The 22,070-nt window shown below is 32.6% G+C and carries 19 protein-coding genes; 7 read left to right on the plus strand and 12 right to left on the minus strand.

Annotated features, from left to right (window positions below):
- Positions 1–406 precede the first annotated feature (406 nt).
- From K5S59_RS27720 to K5S59_RS27740, 5 genes are all read left to right on the plus strand, one after another.
- The gene (locus K5S59_RS27720; protein ID WP_000571878.1) at positions 407–751 is read left to right on the plus strand and encodes an ArsR/SmtB family transcription factor; all 345 of its coding nucleotides are present in this window, start codon (positions 407–409) and stop codon (positions 749–751) included.
- An 18-nt stretch (positions 752–769) separates the two neighbouring features.
- Complete coding sequence (locus tag K5S59_RS27725; RefSeq protein WP_000646410.1) at positions 770–1,768, plus strand: NADP-dependent oxidoreductase; 999 nt, start codon at positions 770–772, stop codon at positions 1,766–1,768.
- A 176-nt stretch (positions 1,769–1,944) separates the two neighbouring features.
- Positions 1,945–3,411 (plus strand): protein adenylyltransferase SelO, encoded by a 1,467-nt coding sequence (locus tag K5S59_RS27730; protein WP_212982107.1) that lies wholly within the window; start codon positions 1,945–1,947, stop codon positions 3,409–3,411.
- A gap of 215 nt (positions 3,412–3,626) precedes the next feature.
- Entirely contained in the window at positions 3,627–4,739 is a 1,113-nt protein-coding gene (locus K5S59_RS27735) for a response regulator aspartate phosphatase (protein WP_000495318.1), read from the plus strand.
- The gene (locus K5S59_RS27740) at positions 4,736–4,870 is read left to right on the plus strand and encodes a Phr family secreted Rap phosphatase inhibitor (RefSeq protein WP_000735069.1); all 135 of its coding nucleotides are present in this window, start codon (positions 4,736–4,738) and stop codon (positions 4,868–4,870) included. The genes K5S59_RS27735 and K5S59_RS27740 overlap by 4 nt, the downstream gene beginning before the upstream one ends.
- Positions 4,871–5,016: 146 nt before the next feature.
- Here the strand turns inward: K5S59_RS27740 and K5S59_RS27745 are convergent, their stop codons facing one another.
- The 6 genes from K5S59_RS27745 to K5S59_RS27770 all read right to left on the minus strand — a co-directional run bounded on the left by K5S59_RS27745 (position 5,017) and on the right by K5S59_RS27770 (position 9,608).
- On the minus strand, positions 5,017–5,625 hold the full coding sequence (locus K5S59_RS27745; protein WP_120450639.1) for an FMN-binding negative transcriptional regulator: 609 nt from the start codon (positions 5,623–5,625) through the stop codon (positions 5,017–5,019).
- A 137-nt stretch (positions 5,626–5,762) separates the two neighbouring features.
- Positions 5,763–6,290 (minus strand): GrpB family protein, encoded by a 528-nt coding sequence (locus K5S59_RS27750; RefSeq protein ID WP_000813602.1) that lies wholly within the window; start codon positions 6,288–6,290, stop codon positions 5,763–5,765.
- 23 nt (positions 6,291–6,313) lie between these two features.
- A complete protein-coding gene (locus K5S59_RS27755) occupies positions 6,314–6,661 on the minus strand; it encodes a DUF4260 domain-containing protein (RefSeq protein WP_120450641.1) in 348 nt (115 codons plus the stop codon).
- A 12-nt stretch (positions 6,662–6,673) separates the two neighbouring features.
- Entirely contained in the window at positions 6,674–7,642 is a 969-nt protein-coding gene (locus K5S59_RS27760; protein WP_120450642.1) for a bile acid:sodium symporter family protein, read from the minus strand.
- Positions 7,643–7,646: 4 nt separating this feature from the next.
- A complete protein-coding gene (locus K5S59_RS27765) occupies positions 7,647–9,038 on the minus strand; it encodes an FAD-binding oxidoreductase (protein ID WP_120450644.1) in 1,392 nt (463 codons plus the stop codon).
- 171 nt (positions 9,039–9,209) lie between these two features.
- Entirely contained in the window at positions 9,210–9,608 is a 399-nt protein-coding gene (locus tag K5S59_RS27770) for a DUF2871 family protein (RefSeq protein WP_000737901.1), read from the minus strand.
- Positions 9,609–9,863: 255 nt separating this feature from the next.
- Between K5S59_RS27770 and K5S59_RS27775 the strand changes: the two genes are divergently transcribed.
- The gene (locus K5S59_RS27775) at positions 9,864–10,367 is read left to right on the plus strand and encodes a GNAT family N-acetyltransferase (protein ID WP_000636227.1); all 504 of its coding nucleotides are present in this window, start codon (positions 9,864–9,866) and stop codon (positions 10,365–10,367) included.
- Positions 10,368–10,966: 599 nt separating this feature from the next.
- Here the strand turns inward: K5S59_RS27775 and K5S59_RS27780 are convergent.
- Positions 10,967–13,687 carry a sensor domain-containing protein gene (locus tag K5S59_RS27780; protein WP_120450646.1) on the minus strand — a complete coding sequence of 907 codons (2,721 nt, stop codon included), beginning with the start codon at positions 13,685–13,687 and terminating at the stop codon, positions 10,967–10,969.
- Between the two features lie 1,013 nt (positions 13,688–14,700).
- Between K5S59_RS27780 and K5S59_RS27785 the strand changes: the two genes are divergently transcribed.
- Positions 14,701–16,179: an Lsa family ABC-F type ribosomal protection protein gene (locus tag K5S59_RS27785; RefSeq protein ID WP_120450647.1), complete on the plus strand. Its 1,479-nt coding sequence runs from the start codon at positions 14,701–14,703 to the stop codon at positions 16,177–16,179.
- 142 nt (positions 16,180–16,321) lie between these two features.
- Here the strand turns inward: K5S59_RS27785 and hlyIIR are convergent, their stop codons facing one another.
- From hlyIIR to K5S59_RS27810, 5 genes are all read right to left on the minus strand, one after another.
- On the minus strand, positions 16,322–16,927 hold the full coding sequence (hlyIIR, locus tag K5S59_RS27790) for a hemolysin II regulator HlyIIR (RefSeq protein ID WP_000520489.1): 606 nt from the start codon (positions 16,925–16,927) through the stop codon (positions 16,322–16,324).
- A gap of 399 nt (positions 16,928–17,326) precedes the next feature.
- The gene (gene hlyII / locus K5S59_RS27795; RefSeq protein WP_120450649.1) at positions 17,327–18,565 is read right to left on the minus strand and encodes a hemolysin II HlyII; all 1,239 of its coding nucleotides are present in this window, start codon (positions 18,563–18,565) and stop codon (positions 17,327–17,329) included.
- Between the two features lie 300 nt (positions 18,566–18,865).
- Positions 18,866–20,101 (minus strand): N-acetylmuramoyl-L-alanine amidase, encoded by a 1,236-nt coding sequence (locus tag K5S59_RS27800; RefSeq protein ID WP_120450651.1) that lies wholly within the window; start codon positions 20,099–20,101, stop codon positions 18,866–18,868.
- 442 nt (positions 20,102–20,543) lie between these two features.
- The gene (locus K5S59_RS27805; RefSeq protein ID WP_098237385.1) at positions 20,544–20,837 is read right to left on the minus strand and encodes an ArsR/SmtB family transcription factor; all 294 of its coding nucleotides are present in this window, start codon (positions 20,835–20,837) and stop codon (positions 20,544–20,546) included.
- A gap of 436 nt (positions 20,838–21,273) precedes the next feature.
- Positions 21,274–21,714: a hypothetical protein gene (locus K5S59_RS27810; protein ID WP_000773512.1), complete on the minus strand. Its 441-nt coding sequence runs from the start codon at positions 21,712–21,714 to the stop codon at positions 21,274–21,276.
- Positions 21,715–22,070: the final 356 nt, after the last annotated feature.

Genomic DNA, 22,070 nt, shown 5'->3' on the forward strand with positions numbered 1-22,070 from the left:
ATAGACTTATATTTCATTTTAAATTATCATATAGATAGATTACGCCCCAAATTACTTTTACTTTTTCATATATCTATAATCTGCTTGCATTATGCATGTATGAAAGAGTAAAACGAAACAACTCACTTTAGTAAACACCAAAATAATAAAAACATGATAAGCGGTCGTAACCCTATAAGTTATTCAGGGTACGATCGCTTATTTTTTTAAAATCCTTATCCTTTCTCATCTGTAAACAACGTATTATTAAAGCCTTTTCTACCCCCTACCATTTTCAACTCATAAAATTTCATTCGTCTCGATTTTCTTTCCCAATATTGCAGCTCATACTAGAATCATGTAGCATTACCGTATCGATGTAATGGTTCATCATCTTAAACCTTTCGACTAATTACCAGGAGGTAAAGTGATTGAAATGAATAAACAAGAACAATTAAATGTTATAAAAAAAGATTTTATTGATTCTCAAAAAGTATTATTAGCAATTGGCGATGAAACACGTCAAGCTATTTTGTTCGTTCTCATGAAAACGGAATGTCAAACCGGATTACGTGTAGGAGAAATTACGAAACAAACACACCTTTCTCGACCAGCAGTATCGCATCACCTTAGGATTTTACGAGAGGCCGGTATTATTTTAATGCGAAAAGAAGGTACAAAAAACTTTTATTATATTGATATACGTACAAAATTAAGTTTATTAAAAAATCTTGTATTAAATATTGAAAAGCTATTACACAACTTTTATTGAAATTTGGAGGTATAAGAAATGAAAGCAATGATAATTGATAAATACGGGAAAGTTCCAATGCGTATGGCAGAAGTACCTACTCCTGAAATAAATGAACATGAAGTGCTCGCAGAAATTCATGCAGCTAGTATTAACCCAATTGACTTTAAAATACGTGATGGAAAAGTAAAGATGTTACTTAAATATGAAATGCCCCTAATCCTTGGTAATGATTTTTCCGGTGTCATCGTAAAGGTTGGATCAAAAGTGACTCGTTTTAAAGTTGGTGATGAAATATATGCACGTCCAAGAAAAAATAAAATCGGTACTTTCGCGGAATATATAGCCATTCATGAAGATGATATAGCTTTAAAACCAAAGAATTTAAGTTTTGAGGAAGCAGCGTCGATTCCACTCGTTGGTTTAACATCCTATCAAGCACTACATGACATTATGCACTTACAAAAAGGACAAAAAATATTAATTCACGCTGGATCTGGTGGTGTTGGTACTTTCGCAATTCAGTTAGCAAAAATAATGGGTGCCACTGTTACAACGACTGCTAGTGAAGCTGGTGCGAATTTAGTAAAGTCTCTTGGCGCAGATGAAATTATTAATTACAAAACAGAGAATTTTGAAGAAATACTAAAAGATTATGATGCAGTATTTGATACAATCGGCGGGACAACACTTGAAAAATCATTCAATATTATAAAAAGTGGCGGCAACATCGTTTCCGTTTCAGGAATGCCGAATGCTCGTTTCGGTAAAGAATTTGGTTCCGGATTTTTTAAAACACTCTTATTTTCATTAGCAAGTAGAAAACTTACTGCACTTGAAAAAAAGCATAATGTGCAATATTCATTTTTATTTATGAAACCAAGCGGAGATCAATTACGTACTATCGCAAACTATATTGAAGCTGGAAGAATCAAACCGGTAATCGATCGAGTTTTCCCTTTTGAAGATACTCAAAAAGCAATGGAATATTCAGAGGGTGGAAGAGCAAAAGGAAAAATAATCGTAAAAATTAAGTAGTAATAAAAACTCCATTTTTTTAAATGGAGTTTTTATATTTGCTGTTAAATAGACATAGCACACTGAAGTCCTTACAATAGATTTTAAGGGGAAATGTCATATTATACTTTTAGCTAATTTTACAAAGAATACATACGTACAAATACATAATAAAAAATAAACAAGGAGGAGATAAAATGACTAAAAATAATGGAGCTGGTTGGAATTTAGATAATAGTTATACAACTTTACCACAATCATTTTATACAGAAATCCCCCCTACTTCAGTAAGTTCACCGGAGCTAGTTAAACTAAATCATTCGCTAGCAATATCTCTTGGCTTTAATCCTGAAGAATTGAAAAAGGAAGCTGGAATTGCTATTTTCGCTGGTAATGCTCTCCCAGAAGGAGCTCATCCGTTAGCACAAGCGTATGCCGGTCATCAATTTGGACATTTTAATATGTTAGGCGACGGTCGTGCTCTTTTAATTGGCGAACAAATTACTCCTTCAGGTAAACGTTTTGACATTCAACTGAAAGGTTCTGGCCCTACTCCATATTCACGCCGCGGCGATGGTCGTGCTGCACTCGGTCCGATGCTACGTGAGTATATTATTAGTGAAGCAATGTATGCACTTGATATTCCAACTACTCGCAGTTTAGCAGTTGTCACAACTGGTGAACCAACATATCGTGAAACAAAGTTACCTGGAGCAATTTTAACTAGAGTCGCTAGCAGTCATATACGTGTCGGCACATTTCAATATGCTGCAGCTCGTGGTTCTATTGAGGATCTTCAATCACTAGCTGACTATACAATAAACAGGCATTATCCAGAAATTGAGGCTCATGAAAATCGATATACTGCACTACTACAAGAAGTCATAAAGAAACAAGCAAGTCTCATCGCTAAATGGCAACTTGTTGGATTTATCCATGGCGTAATGAACACTGACAATATAACGATTAGTGGAGAAACGATTGATTACGGCCCTTGTGCATTTATGGACAATTACGACCAAGGAACTGTATTTAGCTCTATTGATACACAAGGTCGCTACGCATATGGAAATCAACCATATATGGCCGCATGGGACCTGGCGCGACTAGCAGAATCTTTAATACCAATTCTGCATGAAGATGAAGAAGAAGCATTAAAAATTGCTCAAGACGAAATTTCAAAATTTAGCGTACAGTATGAAAAACAGTGGTTCCTTGGAATGAAAAAGAAATTAGGACTATTTAGCAACGAGGAACAAGATCAATCACTTATTGAGCAACTTTTAAAAATGATGGAGAAATTTAAAGCAGATTACACAAATACATTCCGTTCATTAACTCTTAATACGATCGAAAATACAGCTCTATTTGAAAGTCCTGAATTTAAAGAATGGTACAAACTATGGCAATCTCGATTAGAAAGACAAGAAGAATCGAAAGAAAACGCCTACGAAATGATGAAAAATAATAACCCATCCATCATCCCAAGGAATCACCGCGTAGAAGAAGCTTTAGAAGCAGCTGTTACAAACGGCGACTATAGCGTAATGGAAAAACTTCTTGAAGCTCTATCAAATCCTTATGCGTATGCTACAGAGCAAGAAGAATACTGCATTCCACCTGCACCGACGAATCGTCCTTATCGTACTTTTTGTGGGACTTGATTGTTTAATCTCTTTTAATGTGCTTTCAATTATTGAAGGCACATTTTTTACATAGGCATAAATCGTACTCCAATCAAACCACACATATATCACTATTCCAATCATATTAATTGATTATCTTCGTGAAAAATGTTGAGAAATATAAGTTTTGCTTTTTAGTATTATTATTTTTGTTATTATTATTTATAAGAATATTCTAAAAAGGAGGAATCTTCATGTTTACATCCACTAAAAGTGAACAAATCACACAACTATTAAATGAATGGTACATAGAAATCCGTTTAAGACGCATTGATAGCGCAAACCGTTTTAAAGAACAAATAGATAATAAAATCAACATTTTAAAAAACGACTATCCAAAAGGTATACCTGATCAAAACTTATTGCTCTATTATTCTTTACTAAATTTCCGATATAATTATTTAATTGATAACTTAGGCGTCTCTAAAGACAGTTTTAATAAAATTGAGTCGTTTGAAATTCCAACAAATAATTTCTTATCATATTACTATCATTTCTTTAAAGCTATTCACTCAGATGCAATTGGAAACTATATACTAGCGAGAGAACATTATGATAAAGCTGAAGCTTTGCTTCAATACATTCCAGATGAAATTGAAAAAGCAGAGTTCTACTATAAACTAGGATATTCCTACTATGATAATCAGCAAGCACTTCAAGCCATCAAAGAAGTAACAAAAGCTAAAGATATGTTTTCTAATCATCTAGGATATGAAGTGAATGTAGCTTTTTGTGATAACATTTTAGGTTTAGCATGTATAAACTTAAAAGAATGGGAACTTGCTGAAGAACACTTTACAGCTGCAATGAATCAATTCCAAAAAACAGGAGAAGAAAAATTCATTTTAATGGTTCGACATAACTTAGGATGGATGTATTCAAATCAAAATCTTAATGCATTAGCTATTCGTTATCTCTCTGAAGTTATCGAGAAATCCCCAAATCATTATAAAGCTATCTTTGCTAGCGCTTTAGAATACTACAAATTAAAGGAACTTAGCGTCGCAGACGAGCTAATAAAAAGGGGATTAAGTATTAGTAACGAACTAAAACAAGAGGAGTTCCAACATCGCTTTATGATTTTACAAGAACTAAATAACAGTTCACCTGCTAAAACATTTGAAAAAATAGCATTAGCAGGAATTAAATATTTCGAACGCGAAGAATTATATGAAGATGTTCAGGAACAATATGAAACATTGGCAATTAAATTCTATGATGAAAACGAACATTCTGAAGCAAGTAAATATTTTTATATGGCATTACAAGCAAAGAAAAAAGCAAATGCTAAAGGAGGATTAAAATGAAAAAATTACTCTTAAGTTTTATGGGGATCGTTACAATTCTAGCATTTAGTACTGGTATAACAAGTCCAACAAAGTTGGATCATTCTAATACTAAGATACAAAGCCTTTCTGTAGGTGATGGAGGCGGTTGATCTATACATTTTTTCACGCGAAAAAAATGAAGTCATGCATTATCGTATGACTTCATTTTTATTCGTTGAAACTTTTGCTTCTTTTTCTTAGCTCTCTTATTTCATTTACATGACCAAAATCAATAATATATAACTTGTTTTTTCTATCACAACGAATTCCACGTCATCATTCTAGCAATCCCCCTACTCCCCTCACTACCAACTTCCTCAAGTTTCTCTACAACTAATTTTCTTCTTTCTACAGAATGATTTTGACTTAACTTCGCTTTCCCTTCTATTTTATTTATCTTTACTTTAAACCCAACTATTCCCTTACTTAATCCTCCCATATAATTCGGATCTACATCATCAAGTGAATAGGTACTCTTTGGATTTTCATATGTATGTACTAAATCTTGAAGAGAATCTATTAATTCCTGTTCATCCTCAACAATTTCTAATTCACCATATACATGCACTGCAACGTAATTCCATGTTGGTACTGCATTGTTTGTTTCATACCACGACGGCGATATATAGCTGTGGGGTCCTTGGAATATAGCAAGTACGTGTTGATTCCCACTAACTTTCCACTGTTCATTCGGACGCGCTAAATGGCCATGTAAAGTTAGAGTCTCCCTATTTAATAACAACGGCAAATGCGTTGCATATGGTTCCCCGTTATGTTGAGAAAATAATGTCGCAAAGCTATTTTGTTCTATTATTTCGTACTTCATCTCTTCATCTTGTATTGCGAAATGTTTTGGTATGTACATAAACTCCCTCTTTTCCGCTCTTTTCTATTTTATTTCCTATTATATTTAGTAATTGCATCAATCAACAGGGCCAGTTTGTATTTGTTTTACAATGGCAGCTTTCTAAAAAGAATAGACAGCATGTATTCCATGCCGCCTTAGTTTATTTTCCCTAATATATTTGTAATAAATGCCGTCTTACCTTCACTATAGCTCGCTCTATTTTTCGATTCTCTTGCTAATTCTTTCTTTAATCGTCCATATTCAACAGCAACATCTTCATGTTCACGAAGGTAATCTCGAAACGCTATATGTCTTCTTAACTCTTCGCTATTTTTGTCACACACATACAAATGATGTTCCATCCAAACTGTACTTTCCCCGTTCCATGGAACGAAGGCATCCTTTCTACCAAACGCCTCTCTCCCTTTGAAGCTCCAGTCACCTTGATGATAATACCCTATCGTTTCAAGGCTTTTTACTACTTCAGGAAAAATTTCGTACTCTTCTATTACTATAGCAATATCTAATATTGGTTTTGATACAAGTCCTTTAACAGCTGTACTTCCCACATGTTCAACGGATAAAACAAGTTCTTCCATTGCATCGTTAATAATAGTTTGTAATTTATTAAATTCACTTTCCCATTTGATGTTATATTCTTCGATTGTAATTCTCTGTTTCAATGTATCTCTCTCCCCAAAATAATTTATAACCTATGAATATGAGTATCCTTAAAATCCGTCTCATATTTCAATCCGTATCCACACATTCGATCCATTCCAATATGCGCTGTCCAAATTAAGCCAATCATTATAATGGTATCTACCTTAAAATATACACCTATTATAGCTATTACTATCGATATAATATATGTGTGAAAAATATTATAAATTTTAGCACCTACATGATTATTTATCCCATACGCCAACATTGATAAATCCGGAGCTAAAAGAAATACCAAAAATATAATCCAACTAAATTCATATATCGAATACGCATAAATCGTGGCTACGAAAACAACTAACCCTTCAAAATGTAAAATACGCTTTTGCATTCTTTACCATCCCTATTTTTCTATATTTACCGATAAATTTTCATCACTGAAAGTATTCTTTGCATTTTTTGACCAGATGGTTGCTAAAATCGGTCCTGCAATGTTATGCCATACTGCCGCTAATACACTTGGGAGTGCAGCGGCTGGTCCAAAATGTGCTGTTGCCAGCGCAACACCTAATCCTGAATTTTGCATTCCTACTTCTATTGAAATAGCTCTTCTTGTCCCTTCGTCTAGTCCAAGTACGAACGCTGTTATATATCCGAGTAAAAAGCCAAATGCATTATGAAGCATAACTGCGATAAAGATAAGAAGACCTGAAGAAGTAATGCTACTTACATTCGCTGAAACCACCGCTGAAACTATAATGATAATTGCTACAACTGATATTAAAGGAATAACAGTCATTCCTTTCGTAACAGTTGTAGGGAAAAACTTCTTCACTACTAATCCTAAAATAATAGGTAGGATAATGACTTGTACGATAGAAAGAAACATAGACATAGCATTCACTGGCATCCATTGTCCTGCAAGTAATAATAAAATAAGAGGTGTAGCAATTGGTGCTAGTAACGTTGATAACGACGTCATTGCAATAGACAACGCTAAGTTCCCTTTTGCTAAATAAACCATAACATTTGATGCAGTGCCACCCGGTACTGAACCGAGTAACACTAATCCAGCTGCTAACTCAGCTGGCAGATTCATAACGTAGGCTAGTACGTATGCGACAAGTGGCATAATAATAAACTGAGCACATACACCGATAATAACTGGCAATGGTTTTGTAGCAATGATTTTAAAATCTACAGCTTTTAGCGTTAATCCCATCCCAAACATTACAACCCCGAGTAAAATTGTTATGTAACTAGTTAGCCCGAGAAATGGAGCAGGAATGAAATATACAATAGCAGCAATACAAATAACCCAAAATGCAAAATACTTTCCAGCTATATTACTTATCGCTTCTAGTACTTTCACCCCATCATCCCCTATCCTTCAACTGAAAAACTTTATTCGGATTCAAAATGTTTTGCGGGTCAAGAGCTTTCTTTATTTTTTCCATTACGAGTAATGCCGCCCCATGTTCTTCTTCTTGATACTTCCGTTTTCCGATTCCAACGCCATGTTCTCCCGTACACGTTCCACCTCGTTTAAGAGCATATAAAACGATACTTTCATTTATTTCGTCGCCCTTTTCCACTTCTTCTTTATCGTTTGGATCTATCATTAGGAGCACGTGGAAATTCCCGTCTCCTACATGACCAAGAATACCACCAACAAGACCTACTTTATCTAACGTCTCTTTCGCATGTTGGATTGCGCCAGCTAATTCTGAAATTGGTACACATACGTCTGTACTCATAAGCTTTTTACCAGGATAGCTATGAACGTAAGAGTATGCTAGATTATGCCGTGCATCCCATAATTTATTTCTCGCCGCAGTTTCCGTTTCAAAAGCAACTTCTTTACATTTATGATCAAAAACAATTTCCTTAGTAAATTCAATATCTTGCTTTAGCCCTGCTTCATTACCGTGAAACTCTAAAAACAGTGTAGGCTCTTCTCTGTAACTTGTTTCATTATAATGATTTACTTGTTTCATAGATAATTCATCTACAAGTTCAATTCTCGCAATTGGAATGCCCGCTTGTAGTATATTAATAACAGCTTCTACTGCATCGTTTATAGTTGGAAACGATGCTCTCGCAGCCATAACATGCTCTGGTATGCCGTATACTTTTAATGTTAACTCTGTAAAGCATCCAAGAGTACCTTCTGAGCCTACGAAAACACCATTTAAATGGTAACCTGATGATGATTTCGCTGCTAAATTTCCAGTATGTATTACTTCCCCATCAGCAAGTACGACTTCTAAATCACGAACTTGATCACGCATTACCCCGTATTTAACTGCTGTCGTTCCGCTCGCATTTGTGGCAGCCATTCCACCTAACGTTGCATCTGCTCCTGGATCTACACTAAAAAACAATCCATACTTTTTCAATTCTTTATTAAGCTGAGAGCGAATCACTCCTGGCTGTACTCTCACAAGGAAATCTTTCTCTCTGATTTCGAGTATTTTATTCATGAGCGAAAAGTCCATTGTAATTCCTTTTTCATATGGTATAACGTGTCCTTCTAAACTAGATCCTACTCCAAAAGGAACCACAGGTTTTTTATGCTCACTCGCTACCTTCATTAATCTACTAACCTCTTCAGTCGTTTTCGGAAAAACTACTACATCAGGTAAACTACTAGTATGATAAGATTCATCTTTACTATGTAACTCTCTTACTGTCGTATTTACAACTACTCGATCTTCGGGAAGTACACCCTTTAATTTATTTACTAAACGCTCTACCGTTATTTCCATCGTACGCCCTCCTACTTTCTATACATTTGAATTACAAAATATGTTAACTATTTTATACATAATAATCCGAAAAATTAAATAATTCAAGTTTTATACATATGAAATTCGTTTCCTACTGTCGAATAAACAAAAAGAACTTGCAATAACTATTGCAAGTTCTTTTCTACAAAACTATATTTTAAATGACTTCTTTATTAACAACATAAACCAAACTAAAGTAACTGCCATTAACGAATGGGAAAACCCTACTATATAAGTTAACCCTTTAAAGTCCGCTCCATTTAGCTGAAGTAGCCCTCTCGCCGCTAGCGAACCTAACATTAAAGTCAATGCAATATTATGTAAAACAAACCACTTATTAAAACTTTTCGCTTCATGAAACGCGAATACTTTTGCTAATCCTAAAGCAATTAAAAAGAAGAAAAAGCCGAGTACAAGTGTATGTGTATGCAAAAGATTTAACAAAGTAGATCCTACAATCCCCTTATACTTTCCATACTCCCTAGCGAAAATCCCTGATAATAAGCCGATAATCAAATACGTAAAAGATGCATTATATAATTTTTTCATTATGTACCTCCTTGAGTAGAATGTGTAGTGTGTCATATTTAGTAATAATGATAGTTATATAGTAAAAACTCCTAGTTACCTAGGAGTCATTGTATAAGTATCTCACTCTTTACAATCAATCCTAATTATAAAATATCCCTTTATACAAAACAAACGAACTTTATGTGAACAAGTAGATCATAATGAAAATATGTTGCACTTTTGTATTTCTCAACCCATACTAATTGTTATAACTATTAAAGGTGGTGCAATAGATTGATAGTTCTTGAAACTGAACGACTCGTTCTTCGCTGGTTTGATATAAAAGACGCTCCATTTATTCTAGAATTAGTAAACGATCCTGCATGGATTCAGTTTATTGGTGATAAAAGGATTAAAAACTTAGACGATGCAAAAAAATACATTTTAAACGGACCAGTTGATATGTATAACAAAATGGGCTTTGGTCTTTACTTAGTAGAGCGAAAAGAAGATCTCACTCCACTTGGTATGTGCGGTCTTATTAAAAGAGATTCATTAGAAGATGTTGATATCGGCTTTGCCTTTTTAGAGAAATTCCGTTCAAAGGGGTATGGCTTTGAATCCGCTTCTGCTGTAATAGACTACGGTGTACAAAAGCTCGGTCTGAAACGAATTGTAGCAATTACTACTATTGATAACATCAATTCAGGAAAGCTTTTAGAAAAAGTAGGATTACAGTTCGAAGAGATCATTTCAGACTCAGGAGAAGATTTAAAGTTATTTGGGTATAACATATAATAAATTATCAGATTTCTCTTTTAATCTAATCAAAAAACATTTCTTACATATACATTCCTAAACGTTATCATGATTAAAATACTCATCTGTTTTTTAACGAGATAACAATGCTAACATTTAAATCACAACCCTAATTTTCAGTACTGCATTTATTCTTAAAAACCCTCTATCTTGTTCTTAAATTTGTCAAAACTCTTATATAGCTACATGAAAAGTTTATGCTAATATGTTACTAAGAAACTATGCGTTCCCTTAAACCTCTATCCGGCCCTGTATTTTTTACAGGGCCTTTGTTTATTTAATTTACTTATCACTTGCTTATATACACATTAAAAGTCATTTCAAATGTAATAAGCGATAAATAATAAAATAACTTTAGATAGTATGACCTGCACCTGTAATACGCTTCCTTCAAATTTCTTGACGAGAAGACAAGTCATGAAGAAGGAATCACTTAAGAACAAGATAACAGCTTGAGTAATGATACATCTTAATGCAAAATATTTTGGAAACCTAACTGCTAGTTAACTCAAAAAGAAGTTCTACTTAATATAGGTAGAACTTCTTTTCCCTTTGCTTCACAAGTACATAGTTCTCACTTATTCCCTGCTTAAAAACTTGAGAAACTCATCTTCATTTACAGGTTTACTGTAATAATAGCCTTGAATTAAATAGCATGCATTTTGTTGTAACACTGTTAATTGTTTCTTCGTTTCTACTCCTTCCGCAATCACTTTCATATTTAAAGTATGAGCTAGCGAAATAATAGTTTGTATAATTTCATCTCCATCATTCGAAGTTCCAATCCTATTCACAAATTCTCTTGGAATTTTCAAAGTATCAATTGGATATAAAGGTAGATATGCTAATGAAGAATATCCTGTACCAAAATCATCAATTGATAAATGTACACCATATGATTTTAATGCTTTTAACTTCAATAAAGTTTCTTTTTCATCTACCATGGCAATTCGCTCTGTTAATTCCAAATCAATCAAATGAGCTGGTACTCTTATTTCTTCTATGGTAGATATAATCGTTTGAACAAAATCTTTCTGTTCAAACTCTATAGCTGATAAATTTATCCCCATTTTTAGATTTGTATAACCTGCAGAATGCCATTCTTTCAGTTGTGAACACGCTTGCTGTAGCGTCCATTTTCCAATTGAAATAATCTGTGATATTTCTTCCGCGATAGGTATAAACTCAAAAGGTGAAATTAGCCCCAGCTCTGGATGTTGCCAACGTATTAATGCCTCTGCACCAATAACCTTTCCTGCCTTACTATCAACTTGTGGTTGGTACAATAAAAACAACTCATTATTTTCAATTGCATTCGGTAAATCTTGTTCTAATTGTAATCGTCTTGTTATTTTTTGAGATAATGTCTCGTCGTATATACAAACAGCATTGCTACCTTCTTCCTTTGCGCTATACATAGCAATATCAGCATGTTGTAAAAGTGTTGTGGCATTTGTTCCTCCAAATGGATACAACGCTATTCCTATACTAAGGGATAAATAAAAGCTGTGTTGATTTATTACAAATGGTTCTTCAGTTATACGAAAGAGTATTCCGCACAAATCTAACAGCTGTTGCTCTGTTTTGTTATGGACAATGATTGCAAACTCATCTCCCCCTATTCTTGCTATATGAATAGTTGGTGGCAGACATGTCCTAAAACGGTTGGCAACTTCTTTTAAAACCTTGTCACCAATTGCATGACCCAGTGTATCATTAATGTTCTTAAAGCGGTTTAAATCTATATACAGGAGTCCAAACTTATCCTGTGTTTTTTGTACTCGCTCAATAGATCTGTCTAATTCTTGTTGGAAGAATATTCGATTTCCAATCCCCGTCACCGTATCATGAAATGCTAGATAGTTTATCTCATCCTGTTGTTGCTTCATCCTCGTTATGTCTTTTACCATTATATAACTCCCAAAAGTTTGTCCTTCTATCATGATAGGAACAATCGTAACGTACCAAAAATGTATATCCTTCTCATTATTATTTTTTACACGTAACTGTAACGAAGACGAACTACATCGTTTCCCCATCTTTAGAGCTACTTCCAATTCAGGTTTATCTTCATCTAAAAAAATAGAAAAGCACTCTTTTCCTATTAATGCTGCACTGTCTTTTCCTAATAACATACTTCCAGACTGGTTTATATTTAATACGGTACCATTTAAATCAATTGTTAATATAGGATCTGGATGGTACTCATATAAAGACTTAAACCTCTCTTGATTTTTCACCAAATCATTAGATTTTTTTATTAAATCTGCTGTTCTTTTAGATACTTTTTGCTCTAATTGATTATTAAACACTTTTAATGTTTCGGTTAAATCTTTGTTTTGCATTCGTACAATTGTATGACGAATCAGTACAAATACAAAGGCAATACAATTTCCCGTAATCAGTGTAGAAGAAGAAGTTTGCTCTTTTAAAGTAAAACCAATTAAAATTGCAACTGCAAGATAAGGAAATATGACAAGAAGTTTCTTTCCAAATGTCGGATTAATAATAAAGTAATCTCTTCTAGAAGATGTACTCCTTGGAATAGTAGCAGCAATGGAAATAAATAATAGAAAAACTCTATACAAACACCTTAATAATATAAGTGAACGATGTGATAAATCATCTTGTAAATAGAAATATAAATAGTCCGTAATAGACAAGCCAGTTAATACTAAGATAAAAATAAATAATTTACTTTTCGCATTAAAAATTGCTGGTCGAAAAATAAGGCTAACTCCTAGTAATAGAAGCAATAGATCTATAATTGGGAAAATAAATGAAAGAAAAACATCTCCAATAGATAAGAATAAGATATTTGCAGAAGGTTTATTGAATAGGTACCACTCTAAGGTAAAAATGGCAGTAACTACAATACATAAATCACAAATCAAATATGCTTTTTCCCATTTATTACATTCCATCATGATTTTATAAAAGAAAGCAAAGAGAAAGAAGAATAAGAAAAACAATAAAAATACATCAGAGATATTAAAATTTTGTATTGGTAATTCTATATTAAGTACTTGAAAAGCGGATATAAAATTCCCTATCAAAAAACACCCTATTGCAATAGTAATACAAGCCCAAAACACTCCTAACTTAACTTTTCTGGATACTATAGAATAGAGTAATGAAATAAGTACAATAGTTTCAACAACTAAAGATGAGAGTCGTATATTAAAATCTGATACAAAATAATGATTGGGAAAAACAAATAAAAATATAAAGCAAAAGCTTAAATAAGCTATTAGAGCCAATATCAATACATAAAATTGCACATGTGAATGTTTACGCAACGGACTCACCTTCTTAATTTTTTCTAGATTTTTATTAAAAATGAACTGATGCTGCACTGCTCGTATTCATTTAAATGAGCTTACTTATTATTCCATATTACGACCTTTTTATAGGATTTCTTTCTACATACCACAGCCTGATTTGCTTTCTGCAGATATTTCCTCTTTTTTAACTAAGCATTCCAAAAAGAATACGATGGAAAATGTTATTTTTTTAGTATTTGCTCATCGTAAATTTGAATAATACAACTTAACTGTTCTTTGAATATGAGATAGAATCTAAACTTCCATAGCAACATAGTTATTCGCTTATTGTCACACTTAGAAAGAAGGGTAATATACTATCATTAATTTAGAAATTCGAATTAAATGACCGAACTTACTGTAACTATTATAGTTACAGTAAGAGGTGCTGTCAATTTCAAATACCTCCCCTTTTAATGGACAAAAGACGTGACACTTTGAACAAAAATAAGATGTTTATAAAAAAGATGTAATGTTATATCGACCTAACCAAAGAAATATAAATGATCTAGCATTAAGTGAAGATGATATTGCATCTCCCCAAAAAGAATGTTACTCTAAAAATAGAATGATGAAAGGAATGATGGATGAATAATGATTAACTAATTTATATTTTAAGTTGAATTTTATAACTTCAAACTACAAAATATAGGGTTAGTCTATCCATTTTTATAATTCATTTCATACTTTATTTGTCATGATTCAAATGATTAATAATTACCTACTTAAGTATAAGCGACAGACTAATCCTTCCGATTAAAAATTGGGGGATTTTTTTATTCCCTTTTATGTAAGTTAAAATTTATTAATCCCTAAATTTACCTAACAAATAAAGGAGCGAAAAAAATGACTAATTCAGATACTATTGTGACACATGTAATGCTCTATATAAGTCGTTAATATCCATCAAACTTATATAGAGGAATAAAAAAATGGATGGATGTTCCGACTTTATATGAAACGTTTCGATATATAAAGGAGGAATTATTATGTCAATGATAAAAGTTCAAGATTTAACTTTTTCATACCCAAGTAGCTTTGATAATATTTTTGAAGGTGTAAACTTTCAAATAGATACGGATTGGAAACTAGGATTTATCGGTAGAAACGGACGAGGTAAAACGACATTCTTTAATTTATTATTAGGAAATTACGAGTATAGTGGAAAAATCCTTGCTTCTGTAGAATTCAATTACTTCCCCTATCCTGTTGCAGATAAGAACAAATTTACTCATGAAATCCTTGAAGAAATTTGTCCCCAAGCAGAAGATTGGGAATTTTTACGTGAAATATCCTATTTAAATGTTGATGCCGAGGTCATGTACAGACCGTTTAACACTTTATCAAATGGAGAACAAACAAAGGTGTTGCTTGCTGCACTGTTTTTAAATGAGGGCCAATTTTTATTAATTGACGAACCAACAAACCACCTAGACACGGATGCACGAAAAATAGTCTCTGATTATCTAAGGAAGAAGAAAGGATTTATTTTAATTTCACATGACAGAATCTTTTTAGATGGATGCGTTGACCATATCTTATCTATAAATAGAGCAAATATTGAAGTTCAAAGCGGGAACTATTCTTCTTGGAAATTAAATTTCGATAGACAGCAAGAGCATGAAGAGGCTACAAATGATCGTCTACAAAAAGACATAGGAAGATTAAAACAGTCTTCCAAGCGTTCAGCAAATTGGTCTCATGATGTAGAAGCTTCAAAAAATGGAACAAGAAATTCAGGTTCTAAGTTAGATAAGGGATTTGTAGGACATAAAGCAGCCAAGATGATGAAAAGGGCAAAAAACCTAGAATCAAGGCAACAAAAAGCTATTGAAGAAAAGTCAAAATTACTAAAAAATGTGGAGAAAACTGAGTCATTAAAATTAGAAGCATTGAAGTTCAAGTCAAATGAATTCGTTACTTTGGCTGACGTGTCTGTTACGTACGATGACCAGGTCGTGAATGAGCCAATTAACTTCGTAGTTGAACAAGGTGACCGAATTGTGCTTGATGGCAAGAATGGGAGCGGGAAAAGTAGTATCCTAAAACTAATTCTAGGGTATCCGATACAGCATACAGGTTTAGTTACACTAGGTGCAGGACTCACCATTTCCTATGTTCAACAAGATACTTCTCATTTGAAAGGATCGCTATCAAATTTTATTGAAGAGCACAAGATTGATGAGACATTATTTAAATCCATCCTACGAAAGATGGATTTTGATCGAATTCAATTTGAAAAAGATATATTTCATTATTCTGGTGGCCAAAAGAAAAAACTGCTTATCGCTAAAAGTTTATGTGAAAAAGCCCATATGTATATATGGGATGAACCATTAAACTTTATAGATATTTATTCACGTATGCAAATTGAAGAGCTAATTCAACAATTTAATCCCACAATGATTATTGTTGAGCATGATAAGGCATTTCAACAAACCGTTGCAACGAAAACTATATCTATGTAACTCCACTCGAATCATCAATAAATCAAGCCATTAGTCTATAAAGTATTTGAATGAAGTGTCGAAAAAAGCCTAATTTCTCTACAATCCATTGAGAATTTAGGCTTTTTAATAAGACAATTAGGATTCATAAACAATGAGTAATTTATATATTAGACTTATCTGTTAAAGCAGAAATAATCCTGTTTACTAAGTCTTCTGGCATCCATTCATGGTTCGTATCATTCGTTTCATTTGGTCCTAAAGAATCAATGAACTTTTTAAACTTTGGAAATAAAACAATAGAAGTGATCCAATGTATTGTATGATTTATAGAGAAGAAATGAAATACTCCTTGTTTTTCGCCCTCCTGCAATATTTCTTTTAACTGTTCAAAACTACCTATAAAATACGGTTTAATCTTTTCTAATCTTGCACTTTCCTTAATAATCTCCTCATATGCTAATGTGCCAATTTCAGGATTTTCTTTTATATGTGTAGTAAAGACTGCTAAATATTCTCTTAGAGCATTAATAGGATTAAATTGATTCTTCTCAAGAAAATTAGGTAACTCATTAGCAAGGCCATATTTCTTAAACACTTCATAATACAGGTTTTCTTTCCCATTAAAATAGTATGAAGCCATAGCGACATTTACTTTCGCTTCTTTTGCAATTTCTTGTATGCTCGTACCTTCGTAGCCACGCTCTCCAAATTTTTTCTTAGCAGCCTTCAAAATATTTTCCATCGTCTGCTCTCGAGATTTCCCCATTTCACACACCTCAAATAATATATATTTCACTTCAAAAATCCCATAAGGACTTTGAATAGAGTATCTTTTTAATGAAATTTAATTATATATTTAAAGTAGTAACTTAACAACCGATGAAATCTTAATTACTTTAAACAATTCGCCACACAACGTACGCCTCAAAAAGAAACATCTCCTGAGTCTCTCCTGCCCTATATCACCATACAAAGAATTCTTTTAAAAGTGAAATAAAAATAAACACCCTACTTAAAACAATATCTCCCTGCGTAGCATGAATAGCTTTTAAATACCTCACGCTCTTTTCTAATTGCGTATAAGAATAAAATAAATAATAAGGGCCAGAGTTTATCTATCTTTACAGATAAACTCTGGCCCTTTCATTTGCAATTCATTTACTGATTAGATTTGTTTAATCTCAATATAAGGTCCTTTGATGTTTAATTTGTTAATGTCATTCGAAATATTACCTACAGTTGTTTTTTCATTAAACGTATAGATCTTTTCACCATTCACAAAGATACCCCAATTTTTATCCTCGTAACTAATACCATAACCAGCATTGCTAGATGTCGCTTTGAGTTGGTTTCCATTCATTGAAAAAGATAATTTTCCTTTTCCTTTGTTAAGTTGGTTATTCACATTTTTGATACTACTTATTTGTTCTTCAAGGTCTTTTTGGTTATCAAGAGTAACTTGATGGTTTTTCCAGTCTAATTTATAGTTGTTTGTAAAGAACTCATTATATGTATCTTTATTATTTGTTCCCCACCATTTCGAACTTACCCATTCGATATTGTACTGATCTGATATTCTACGATTTGTTATTTTTAAATCAGATGTAGATTCTGTTTTATCTACAGTAATAACTGCTACTACATTAGGAGAAAAACCATATCCTGTTAAAGCTGGTACTGTATCTTTTGAAACAAAATTATTCGTTCCTTCATTATAACTACGTGATTTCATAAATAGTTGATTACCATAGAAATTATTAAATGAATCACGATTATAAATTCCCCACTCCGGATAATTAAATGATTGGAATCCTACTTTCCAATTTAATTTTTTATCTGTGTGAGTCTCTAATACCGTTTTATAGTCTACTTGATCGTAAGATACACTTTCTTTCCAAGCAAAGCTACCTGTAATACTCGCATCGGCATTTGGCCCTTTATCATTTACCCCAACTTTCACACTTCCGCCAAGTGTATACCCTACTTCAGAAGTAACCTTTGCTGAAGTCATTGTATTCACTGGGGCAGCTTTATGAAATTGAGCACTATCACCACTTGTTATTTCTGCTTCCGTATGATACGCCGATGGCCATTTTAAACCTGCGTTATAGTATCCGCCATTAATTGTATATTTCGCATCTATATTACTACCATCAGTGGTAACAATTGCAATCTTTTTATCTGCGTAAGGATCCTCAATAAAAGAAACCTTTATTGAATTTTTAATATTCTGCTTCATGTCATAAGTAGTTTTAAAACTATTATAGACTTTTCCACCATTTTGAAGATTTTCTACAGTTCCTTTAGAATCTGCAAATGCAGACGTTGCTTGTAAACCAAGTGATCCAGACATAATAACGGACGCTACCGCAACACTTTTAGCTATTCCATTTGCTTTTTTCATACAGACAGCCACTCCTTTTTAAACATTTAAAAGATATAAACGTATTATTTTTAGCTCTCAATACTAGAGATAGATTCATAACGTTACAATGTAGAAATGTATTAATCTTTATGACAATAACTATCAACACTTATTTTGCTAATTTCTATCTCTTTTTACTGATAACTATTATCAATATTATTAAAACACAAAATAACGATTTAAACAAGAATTTTAAATACATATTTAAATTTCTTGTTTAAAAAAGCGCAAAAAAATTATAGAATTCTTTATTTCTAGAATTACTATATATTCATTTACCTATTGCAACCTATATTCAGATACATTATTCCCTTTCCATTCATAATAATCTAAAATTCCCTCATAAATGGCTTCTGCTGCAATCTGTCTTCCGTTTTCTGTAGATAACTTACTGTAATCAATACCATTATCTATAAAAGCAAGTTCCGTTAACACAGCTGGCATGTCATTTTCTCTTATAACATGAAGATCTCCATGTTTAACACCTCTATCACGTGTTTGAAGTGCGTCTACTAATCGTTCTTGAATTTTTTCAGCTAAAACACGACTTTCTTCCACATGAGGATTTGTTTTTTCAGATTTAGAAGATTTATAGTAATATGTTTCTGTCCCTTTTGCATTACCGTTAAAAGCATTTGCATGAATGCTTATAAAGATATCACCCTGATTTTGCTTAGCAAACTTAACACGTTCCTGTAAAGAGCTTTTTTGATCATGTCCAGGTCTAGTATCAGATTCACGAGTTAGTAAAACTGTAAATGGAGTATGTTTTTCAAGCAATTGTTGAAGACGTAAAGAAGTATCTAGTACAATCTTACTTTCAGGTAATCCCTTTGTGTTTTTTCCAGGATCTTCGCCGCCATGTCCGGGATCAATAATAATTGCTTTATTTTCTAAAGGATTACTTTGACAATATTGAAGCATATCTGTTTTTGCGGTTAGTTGTGCAGCTTCAGCACGTGTTATAAATCTATTTGGTTGCCAACCATGATCTGTACCAACTGAAATTTTCAAATCAATTAAGATGTTTGCGAACTTTCCACCCCAATGTCCCTTTAAATCTTCAAATTTACTTTGTCCATTGTTAATGCTTTTATTTTGTAGTTTATATGCATTCACTAGCATAGTAGCCATAGCAGCACGAGTAACTTTTCCAGAAGGATTAAATATTCCATTTCCTTCACCTTTAATTATTCCTGCCTTTTCAGCTGCGGCAATATATGGAGTTCCCCAGTGGTTTTGTGAATCTTTAAAAGATGGTTTTGCATTTAAATCAATGTGTATACCAAGAGCCCTTGTCATAATGGTTGCTGCAGAAGCTCTATCTAATGTGTCATTTGAACCAAAAGTTCCATCTGGATAACCACTCAATACTTGCTTATCAACTAAATAAGTAACGGATTTGTCAGCCCATGCAGGAACATCTGGGAATTTGTGAGTATCTGCAAAAATACTAGAAGAATAAGATAGTAGACTTCCAGCGAGAATTCCTGTAGCAATTAATTTGTTCTTCAAAATTTAGCACCTCTAAAAATTTATTACAAGTTAGTAAATATATCATTTATAGTTAATCTTTAAATAATATTCCTTTGAATAAAAAAATAGATTAAGTTGGCACTAACACTATATTACAAATGAATAAATTTAAATCGAACTATTATTCCGAAAAGAATCTCCAAACATACACTTATAGATTGAAACTATTAAATATATTCACCAACATTGTGTAACTAGTATAGTTACTTATATATACGAGTGTCAATTGAAATAACCTTACAGTTTTGTAAGGTAACAAACTTAATAATATATTAAGTAATTATTAAACAATGTAAACAATTATCTCTGATTTTAAGCAAAGATTGATTCAAAGCACACTCCTTCTAACTTAGCATTGATGCCTCCCTCAAGTCCTAATGCACATCTTAAAAAGAGCACTTTTGAAAAGTACTCTTTTTAGCTACAAACCTAGAATTCCTACAATCTGGCGAGCCTTAGCATTATCAATATAATAATGCATCTCTAATCCTCGTCTTTCTGCACGGAGCACGGTTCCCCTTAATTTTGATAGATGCTGTGAAACAGTGGATTGCGAGAGTCCTAATATTTCTGTCAACTGTGTAACATTACATAGTTTATGGTACATTAATTCATTTACAATTTTTAATCGAACGGGATGTGCCATTACCTTTAATACATCTACATCTTCCTCTCGGATTTTAGCTAGATCTTTATTAGATATTAATGTTGTCATTTCACATTCCCCTTTATTATTAATTTCTATTTTCCAATTATCCTTATAAGTAGTACTTATAGATATTTACCATTTGTCCTGTTGAGAAAATATATTTTCGTTCTTAAACAAAAAAAGACATCAATCCTATAAACAGTTTTTACTGTTCAAATGAATTGATGCCCTCTAATTTTTAGCCAAACTATATTTTGTTTTAAAAAAGTTATTTTATAGTAGACATTCTCTCGTTGACACAAACTAGTAGATTAGCGTTGGAAATATCAAAATGTATTGATAAGCGGTTGGAAGTAATTGTTTTTTGTTTAATAGCAAAAAACGAGCATCCTCTCAAATTAGACAAGGTGCTCGTTTTGATTTTGATCGTTAATTCTTAATTCAATTTAGTTTCTTTCCAATAAGGAAAGATTAAATCAACTTAAAACAAAGCGTTTTAAATTTAATTCTTAGATCTTACTGACACTTGGAATTGCCCCTTAGAACCATCATCATTTGAAACGTAAATTTTATATGTTCCGCTCGGTAATGGAGATAAAGCATTCTGTACATTTGTAACATTAATTTGTTGTTCTCCAGGTTTTATATAACCACCAACAATTAGCTCCATATTTGGACCTTTCACACTATATCCCATTGTATTTTGACCATTATTTTTCATAAAGAAGCTTAAATTTTCACTCCCATTATATACAAAAGAAGTTACAGCCTCTCCACTATAATCCATTGTTTGAGTTAACAATAAGTATGCAGGAACATGTTCAACTATATGAATGGTATCATTTGTTTTGTGTATTTCTTCAGCATAAGTATTATTTCCTAACACACCAAGTGTTAATGCTGAAATTACTCCACAACTAAGCACTAGTTTATTTAACTTCATTTTAAGCTCCCCCTTGATGTTTGTAATCTATTACCATCATACATTCTTTTTCAAGTACGTTTTTATGTAATAATTCATATCTTTAAACCTATATATTTTAACTTTATATCTTAAAATAGTTACTGAAAAACTCACATTGATAAAGCTACAGTATTATGATTCATAACAAAACATGTAAATTTCAAAATTTGTTTAACGAGAATTCATACAATTAAGTACCCACGCACTCAAATAAATAGCGTTTCCATTTTAGATAAAATATACTAATGAAAAATTTCGAAATTTCCACTTTATAATTTGGTATATTCCATGTTAATATAACGAAGGCTACAAATAGAATCCACAAAATATATTTT

Origin of the sequence: Bacillus sp. BML-BC051, assembly GCF_019656175.1 — a bacterium.
Lineage (GTDB): Bacteria > Bacillota > Bacilli > Bacillales > Bacillaceae_G > Bacillus_A > Bacillus_A mobilis.